General features: G+C 56.7%; 7 protein-coding genes. 6 read left to right on the top strand and 1 reads right to left on the bottom strand.

All coding sequences use genetic code 11. The features are described 5' to 3' along the window. Window positions 1-228: 228 nt before the first annotated feature. The gene (locus AAHB17_RS24025; protein WP_342133590.1) at window positions 229-1,074 is read right to left on the bottom strand and encodes a hypothetical protein; all 846 of its coding nucleotides are present in this window, start codon (window positions 1,072-1,074) and stop codon (window positions 229-231) included. Window positions 1,075-1,178: 104 nt separating this feature from the next. Between AAHB17_RS24025 and AAHB17_RS24020 the strand changes: the two genes are divergently transcribed. Genes AAHB17_RS24020 through AAHB17_RS23995 form a run of 6 tightly spaced genes read left to right on the top strand, consistent with a single transcriptional unit; the run spans window position 1,179 to window position 7,573 of the window. Then, on the top strand, window positions 1,179-1,946 hold the full coding sequence (locus AAHB17_RS24020) for a hypothetical protein (protein WP_342133589.1): 768 nt from the start codon (window positions 1,179-1,181) through the stop codon (window positions 1,944-1,946). Further along, window positions 1,943-3,922, top strand: a complete 1,980-nt coding sequence (locus AAHB17_RS24015; protein ID WP_342133588.1) for a Mu transposase C-terminal domain-containing protein — start codon at window positions 1,943-1,945, stop codon at window positions 3,920-3,922. The genes AAHB17_RS24020 and AAHB17_RS24015 overlap by 4 nt, the downstream gene beginning before the upstream one ends. Further along, the gene (locus AAHB17_RS24010) at window positions 3,919-4,893 is read left to right on the top strand and encodes a TniB family NTP-binding protein (RefSeq protein WP_342133587.1); all 975 of its coding nucleotides are present in this window, start codon (window positions 3,919-3,921) and stop codon (window positions 4,891-4,893) included. The genes AAHB17_RS24015 and AAHB17_RS24010 overlap by 4 nt, the downstream gene beginning before the upstream one ends. Further along, the gene (locus AAHB17_RS24005) at window positions 4,893-6,755 is read left to right on the top strand and encodes a TniQ family protein (RefSeq protein WP_342133586.1); all 1,863 of its coding nucleotides are present in this window, start codon (window positions 4,893-4,895) and stop codon (window positions 6,753-6,755) included. The genes AAHB17_RS24010 and AAHB17_RS24005 overlap by 1 nt, the downstream gene beginning before the upstream one ends. Before the next feature lie 2 nt (window positions 6,756-6,757). Further along, window positions 6,758-7,312, top strand: a complete 555-nt coding sequence (locus tag AAHB17_RS24000; RefSeq protein WP_342133585.1) for an HAD domain-containing protein — start codon at window positions 6,758-6,760, stop codon at window positions 7,310-7,312. A 24-nt stretch (window positions 7,313-7,336) separates the two neighbouring features. Further along, on the top strand, window positions 7,337-7,573 hold the full coding sequence (locus AAHB17_RS23995) for a metallophosphoesterase (protein ID WP_342133584.1): 237 nt from the start codon (window positions 7,337-7,339) through the stop codon (window positions 7,571-7,573). Window positions 7,574-7,589 lie beyond the last annotated feature (16 nt).

The following is a 7,589-nucleotide window of genomic DNA, read 5'->3' as shown; positions in this document are numbered from 1 at the left end:
CAATCAGGTTATCCAGCCCCAAAATTGGTCGGGTGAACGTGCAGTGTGTGTGAAGCTAGGAAGTAGATTTTGGATGCTGCCCTCACGGACAAGAGCCTCACGTGCCTCTGAGTAGTCACTGGGCTGTACCTCCCCGCCAGTGGCGCGCGAAATCATCATGTTCTGAAGCAACTCTACTTGGATGAACAAGTGACTTGCGCTCATGTTGTTTGGTCAGCTTCTTGAAGGTTAGACACCAACGTCTTCCGATTTCATGACCACAAAAGAGACGTGCGGAAGTAATTCCGCAGGCTCCCTGGCCCACTCTTGGAGCAGCTTTAAAGTTTGCTCAGCGTAGTCTGCGGACTTTAGAGGCAGCACCATGATGACTTTAGAAAACCGCAGCCTTAAAACCGCAATCCGCGACGCCAACGCCGCTGCTGCCGCTGCCGTTGTCCTGGCAGCGTTCACATCCGGTGCGCGTATATCGATGGCCACCTCCCCCTCTGGGGTCTGGGCCACGAGTTTCGGCATCAAGGTGCTGCGCACCTGAGTGACTTTTAAAACGACGTCGTTTCCTAAACTTAAAAGCTCAGGCCTTTTTAGAAGCAGCACGATGGCCTGCTGGCTAAAGTCTGCATAGCGTTGCGCGTGGTGTGAGGCGACAGGTACGGGTGAGGATTCACGCAGTGTGGCCAGCAACCGGCGTAACTCACGAACTGACGTCTCCCCGCTAAAAACCCCCGCCGCAGCCTGATGGGCGGCCTCTGCCGAGGCCTCATGAAGCTGTATGAACTCCAGCATCACGGCCGAGCCGGCACGGAAGTCCTTACCGGGTGCGATTGAATCAGGGTAGTGACGCTCCAGAAAACCGGCCACCCGCATGAAGCGCTTGAGCGTCTGTGCGGAGTCCGCCTGCGTCCGCATGGCTTCTTCCCATGCCGCAGCGTTACCCGAGCTTTGCAGCGCAAGCAGGTAAAGCCCGACTGCCAGCCAACGCGGCAGGTCGCTTCTATAGACGACAGACACTGTCAGTAATGCTTTGAATAGCGTGTGTTTAGTGCCCCATTTTGGCAGCTTGGAAAAGCAGCTCACAACCAGGATGTAGGCGAATCGCGTACACTTGCGGCGGTTCTGGGAAAAACTGCCAGTGTGGTTGTGCTGGCGGCAGTACTGGTTTGAGGATTGGAAGGCAGGCAATGAGCGGCAGCAAGTTTGGCAAGCGAGGCAGAACGGAGAACGATGCTGGCATCCGCAAGGTGGCGCCTACGTACGGGCGCATGCGGATACAGACACGCAATGCCAAGACACAGCAGTCGATGACCGTCGATGGGCATGCAGAGCGTCTGACATGCTGCGCGCTAAACGTGGACCCGTCGGTGGAAACCTATCTTCCGCAGCCGCTGACCGTTGATTTGATAGATGGCTGTATCCACCACACAACTGACGCAGTCAAAGAGGCGCGGCGAAAACATGCAGGACGCCCGGGGCCATGGTTCTACACCCCGGACCATCTCGTTCACTGGTCAGGTCAGTCCTCCAGAACGGCGCTGGAAGTCAAAGACGAATCCTGGCCGGGCGATAACGACTACGAGCGCAAGCTCAAACACGCCACAGAAATTCTGAATTACTTCGGGTATGAGTGTCGCAAGGTCGTCATCCCCAGCCACCCTCAAGTCGCGCTCAGGCGAAACCTGGCGCTGTTGAGCCAGGCCATGGTCCGAAATCTGCCCCCAATCCCAGTGGCACTCCAACAAGCAGAACTGGTCACGGATAGTGAGCAAGTTTGGACATTGTCGAGTGCATGCCAAGCCCTCCGCACGAGCATCCAGCAAGCACCGTGGTTAGTGCTGAGGGGCTACATCGGTATGGACGTCGTGGGCCAGCACATAAAAGCCGACACGCCCGTCTATTTGGCCGGAGGCGACCTCGAACACCTTTGTCTGTTGAGGAGGATGATGCAGTGAACAGGCATTTGAAAACCGGCGACCTCCTCGTCGACGCGCGTTATGCAGAGAGCGGCTGGCGCATTCTGAGCGCCGAGCCTGTTGACGGTTACCTCAAATTATTTAACCGGGCCGACCACACAGAACGGTATTGGTCTGTTCAAGAAATCAAAAACAAAGTCCAGAAGGGGGAGTGGCGCCATCAGCGGGACAGCGACCCTGCAGTTTCAGCCGTAGAACAGCGTGACCCGAACTACACGGCAGATTTGAAATTCGCTCTGTCCTGCCTGCGAGAAGTGGAAACGGCGATGCAAACACTCGCGTGCAGCTTTCACAAAGCGTACCAACTGGTTCTGCATGAGCACCGAACCTCCGTCATCGCCAGCCGACGGCCGTTTCCCTCGCAAGCAACGCTGTACCGATACCGTGATGCGCAGTTGCAAGAGCACGTGCCGCTAGTCGGTGACAAAAACAAGGGCAACCGGCAACCACGATATCGAAAAGATGCAGAGGACATCATTTACGACTTGGCCAAAACGTACTACCTGCGCGAGGGTTCTACTTGGACGAAAAGCAAACTGTATGAACTGGTCAACGACCGCTTACGAGACGCGGGTCTATTAAAAACAAATCAGCTCATCAGCAAAAAGTACCTGAACAAGGTTATTGCTACAAACCTGACTGTCGACCCCGACGCAGAGCGAATGGACCCCAAGAAGGTCGCAGGGGCAAGGTCGGTGGGGGGCAAGCGCATCACCGTGTTTCATCCGTTCGAGCGTGTCGAACAGGATGCATTGCACCTGCCGTTTTATATAAAGACAACCTATGGGGTGACCTCAAATGTGTGGGTGATACATGCCATCGACTGTGCCACAAGTATGGTCGTCGGCTGGCTGTTTGTCGTGGGCTCACCGTCAGAATCAGACGGACTGCAATGTGTGCACTCGATACTGACAAGCAAGGTCGGTCAGCTACAAGAATTAGGGATTGAGTGCAAGCTGGACATCTACGGCACGCCGTCCTATCTCGCTTTCGACAATGGACCGGAAGCGAAGGGTGAACGAATGAGCAACCTGTCGCATCTGGGAATCGATGCGGAAAGCGGTAAATCAAGACAACCGCAAGGTCGACCATTCGTTGAAAGGTTGAATCGCTCGCTCAAAGAAGCTCTCGAGACGCTCCCTGGATGCACCCGCTTTGACGGAGTAGACGGAAAGCGTGACCCCATTGCGCTGGGTGACACGCTGATGGACCTAGCCGAGTTGCAGCGGTGGGTCGTTCGTTGGTATTACGAAAAATGGATGCATACCAGTCTGAAGCGCCTGGAACGCACGCAAGTTTGGGAAGACACCAAGCTGGGCAATACACCAGCCAAACGCTGGCAGGTCATAAGCGAACAGCTCGGATTCGTCATGCCGATGCCAGTCAGTGAAGAGGAGTGGCGAAATCTGATGTACCGGCGAGCCACCCGAACACTCTCGCGCAAGACCGGTGTTACGTACGAAGGAATGAACTACAAAGGCGAGGCTCTGGAAGGGCTGATTAACCGCGTCGGCGAGACAAATGTCACAGTCTTGGTCGACCCGGATGACTACCGATTCATCTACGTTATTGAGGACCCTGCAAAGCCGTTGGTGCGGCTTCACGAAGAATTTGTGGACGAATTCAGCCCCGCTTACACACTCAAGCAGTACAAGCAAAAGTTGGCTGAGGAGAAAGACACTTCGGAAGAGCATCCTGACGCAGTGCGGTTCAGGCGTGAAATGCAGGCTACCTCAACGGATTCCCAGAAAACACGCCCTGCGCGCAAATCCACAGCGGTGAATCGCGAGACAACCCGCAACTTCAAGGAATCAAAGGCCAGACAGCGAGCAAATGACGCGCCGTTTGTACCTGCAGCTGAAACAAAGTCAGCCCAGCAAGCGAGCGATTGGTCATTCGACGAAGTCGAAACACTGCCGGTACTCGACCGCCGAAACGGTCGGCCACGGCCATGAACGCTGCTCGTGAACTGCGTCGCAGTATCGAGAACTGCGAACTGCGGCATCGTGCATTCATGCAGCACCACGACTTTCTGTCGGAACGAATCCAAGACGCACTCGCAGGATTCGCACCGCGCACCGAATGGCTGACAGGGCCGTCACGCGTAGGCAAGACCATGTTAATCAATGCACTGGCACGCGAACATCCAGCCACGAAGGTCGCAGGCGTGCGCCAGGTACCAGTTTTGGTGGTTCCCATCCCGCCCAACATCTCCCCCGTGTTGCTGCCAGTCAGCGTGCTGACCGCACTGGGTGTTCCACTCCCGCAGCGGGGCATCACATCTGGAGTCATGTTCAACCGTATGGCCGACCAATTGAAACTGGCTCAAACCAGGGTAGTGATTTTTGAGGAAGCCAGCCACCTGGTCGAACCTGGCGCTCGCGTTCCGCCACGAGCGGCGGGCGATTGGTTCAAGTCTGTGACGGACCAACTCAACATCACCCTCATCTTGATGGGCGTTCCCCGCCTTGAGCGGCTGTTTCAGAGCAACGAGCAACTGCGCCTGCGCGCCTCGGCACGGCGTGAGTTTCGGCCCTACGACATGCGCATCGCAGACGACCGTGCGGCCTTTGCGACCTGCGTCAAGACTTATGCAGACCTATTTGCCGAGCGAGGCTGGCCTATAGATATTCCGCTGGAGGTGCTGGTCAAACACACCTACTTGCTAAGCGGCGGCTTGGTCGGCGTGCTGAGCCGGTTTGTTCAGGAGCTCGCAGCCCAACTGGTCTACGAGTCACCCAGGCCGCTCACGTTTGAAGATGCGGCTTTGGCAGCGCAAGCGGTCGAGAGCGCAGGGCGACCGGACAGTCCGGCATTCGTACGCATCGAGGTCACCCCTCTCGAGATGAGCGGAGCTCACGCGCAAGTTCTAGAGACTAATGGAATGAACATGCCACGCAATAGCCAAAAAACAGGGAGACACTGATGCCGCTCCTCAACACAATTGCACCGCAGATTGATGAATCGGGACTGGGCTACTACCGACGACTGGCCGCTGGTAACGCGCTTTGGGGCTGGCGCGAGCTCGCACGAATGGCACAGGTATCGTCGCATCGAAGCGGCCTATTCGGCAGGCCGGAGTTTGTGGCGGCGCAGCTTGGGCTGGAAAGCTCGTGGGCAGAGCAAGCCTCAGCTGCCGAGTCAATTGCGAAAGCGTGGAAAGGCCTACACAGACAGCGCGCTGATGCAATCTGTCCTGCATGCTTGAACGAATCACCGCATATCAGGCTGCACTGGGAACACGCGTATGTCACGGCATGTCCCATGCACAAAACCATCCTCATCGACCGCTGCGCGTCTTGCAACGACTGGTTGAGTCAAACACGCGACCGTATTGAACAATGTGGTTGCGGAGCTGACCTCAGAGAAGTCAAAGCGCCGGCCGCGACGGACGTGCAGCTTTGGCTCTCTGCGTTGCTCATCTCAAATGGCAGGTCTTCTGCGGGAATCCAGCCGAAAATTAACCGCGTAAAAACGAGAGCATTAAGCGAACTCGTCAAATTGCTTTGCTTATATGCAGACCCGCGCGCGACCGCCGCAAGGCGTAACACAGCAAATCCCGCGACTCTGCAGGAGGCCATTGAATTCCTGCGCCCGCTGCAGTCATTGTTGGCGGACTGGCCCCATGGTTTTGAGCAGCACGTGCGCGAGCGCATTTGGGCTGGGAAACAGGATGCACGCACGGTCAGCACCTTGCTCGGGAGTTGGTATCAGCAGCTCAAAAAGGTCTGCGCCGACGATTCATTGCATGGCATTCTGCAAGTCGTCTTGCGGGTGAGTCAGGCGACTTTTGACGGTGTACTGACGGGTGATACAGCGGCAGAGCTGGTGCCCGACCTCAACGACCACTTGCGATTGACCGACGCAGCAAAGCGGGTAGGTGTCAGTCGCGACAGGCTTTTCAAGGCACTGGAAGAGGAAGAGTGCAGCTACCGCACCCGACGTTTTGGAACGAGAGGGCTGGTTTATGAGGTGCCCGTCTCAGAGGTGGAGCGCTTGATAGCGTGCCGTGCCGCGTGGATAAGTGACGAGCGGGCCGCGCAGTTGCTGGACGTGCCGATGGCTGTCTTGCAACAGATGGTTGATGCCCACGTGCTGACCGCTGATATCAAGTGGCGTAACGATATTCACAAAGGCGGGCATATCCTGGAGAGCTCCATCCACGAGCTCTTGGAGATTCTCAAACTCCACGCACGGCCCGCTCCCTGCAAGGACATTGTCGAGTGGCAATCGCTCACCAGTCGGCGGATGGGCGACAAGGCGGCGATTCAGCGAGTCATGCAGGCTGCAGTGACCGGAGAAATTCATGCCGTGAAGGTTGCGCGAACTGTGGGAGGCACAACGTTCAGGCGTGACGAAGTCATGCGTCATTTCGGCACGCCTTTGCTCGAAGCGGGCATGTCGATAGAACAGCTCTCGAAGGCGACCGGCTGGAAATGGGAAAGCATCTCGCACTGGATAGATGAAGGTCTGCTTGAGTCCTTGACCATCTCGCTGCGGGGCCAGCCGTGTCGAGTGGTGATGCCAGAGCATCTGCTGGCTTTTCGCCGTCAGTACTTGCCGCTGGCGGACTTGGCGCACGCCATGGATACCCGCCCCTCCTACTTGGTCGACCAATTGCGCGGCGTTGAACTACTGGGAGCCAAAGCCCTGCCAAATGGACAGCGCCGCGGCGCATTACTTCCGCTCTCGCGCTTAGGAGCGCTTGCAGTGCGAGGTTGCGCGGTGGCGAATCAAGGGGGCCAATCTGGGGACATTATTGACCAGCTCCCCGTGGATGGGAGCTGACCATGCGGGAGCGATTTTTCTACTGCAGACCACCGCAACAGCACAGGGGATACTGTCGAAAAATCCTTTACCTTGACTATGACGGAGTGCTTCATCCCGAGGCCGTTTGGCGGACTCGCGGTAGAGGCATTCATCTGGCACCAGGCCTTGAGGACCACCATCTGTTCGAGAACGCCAACGCGCTCGTTGATTTGATGGAATCCTATCCTGATGTTCTCATCGTTCTTTCAACGAGCTGGGTCCGTGTCCTGGGTTTCACCGCAGCGGGAAGTTACTTACCTCGGTCGCTGCAGGACCGGGTCATCGGTGCAACGTTTCACACTGGCATGCAGAGAGATTGGTTTGTCTCTTCACCCAGGGCTCAGCAGGTGCTTGGTGATATTGGCAGACGACAACCCTCCGCTTGGGTTGCTATCGATGACGACGCTGCCGACTGGCCACCGCACACAGCCGCAAACTTTGTCGCCAGTGACCCCACATACGGTTTGTCCGCCCCGCAGGTTTACCTGGAGTTGCAGCAGAAACTTGAGGCTCAGTTTGGAGCACAGGCCACTTGAGAGGCTGCAGCGAGAGAAATCATCATGAAAATCCAGCTTGCGTCAGACCTTCACCTCGAACATCTTTCGCGACATTTCCCAGATGAGACGCTGATACGCCCTGCACATGGGGTAGACCTGCTGGTACTCGCAGGCGATATCGCTGGTGCTTCAGGGGCTGTCACCTTGTTCGCTAATTGGCCCGTGCCGGTGTTGTACGTCATGGGCAATCATGAAGCATATGGCGGCTGCTTCGAGTCTGTTCAGGATGAACTTCGGTAAGCGGTCAATAAACCCC

It is taken from the genome of Hydrogenophaga sp. OTU3427 (assembly GCF_038440225.1).
In the GTDB taxonomy this organism is placed as follows: domain Bacteria; phylum Pseudomonadota; class Gammaproteobacteria; order Burkholderiales; family Burkholderiaceae_C; genus Hydrogenophaga.
This window is presented reverse-complemented; position numbering and strand designations above follow the sequence as displayed.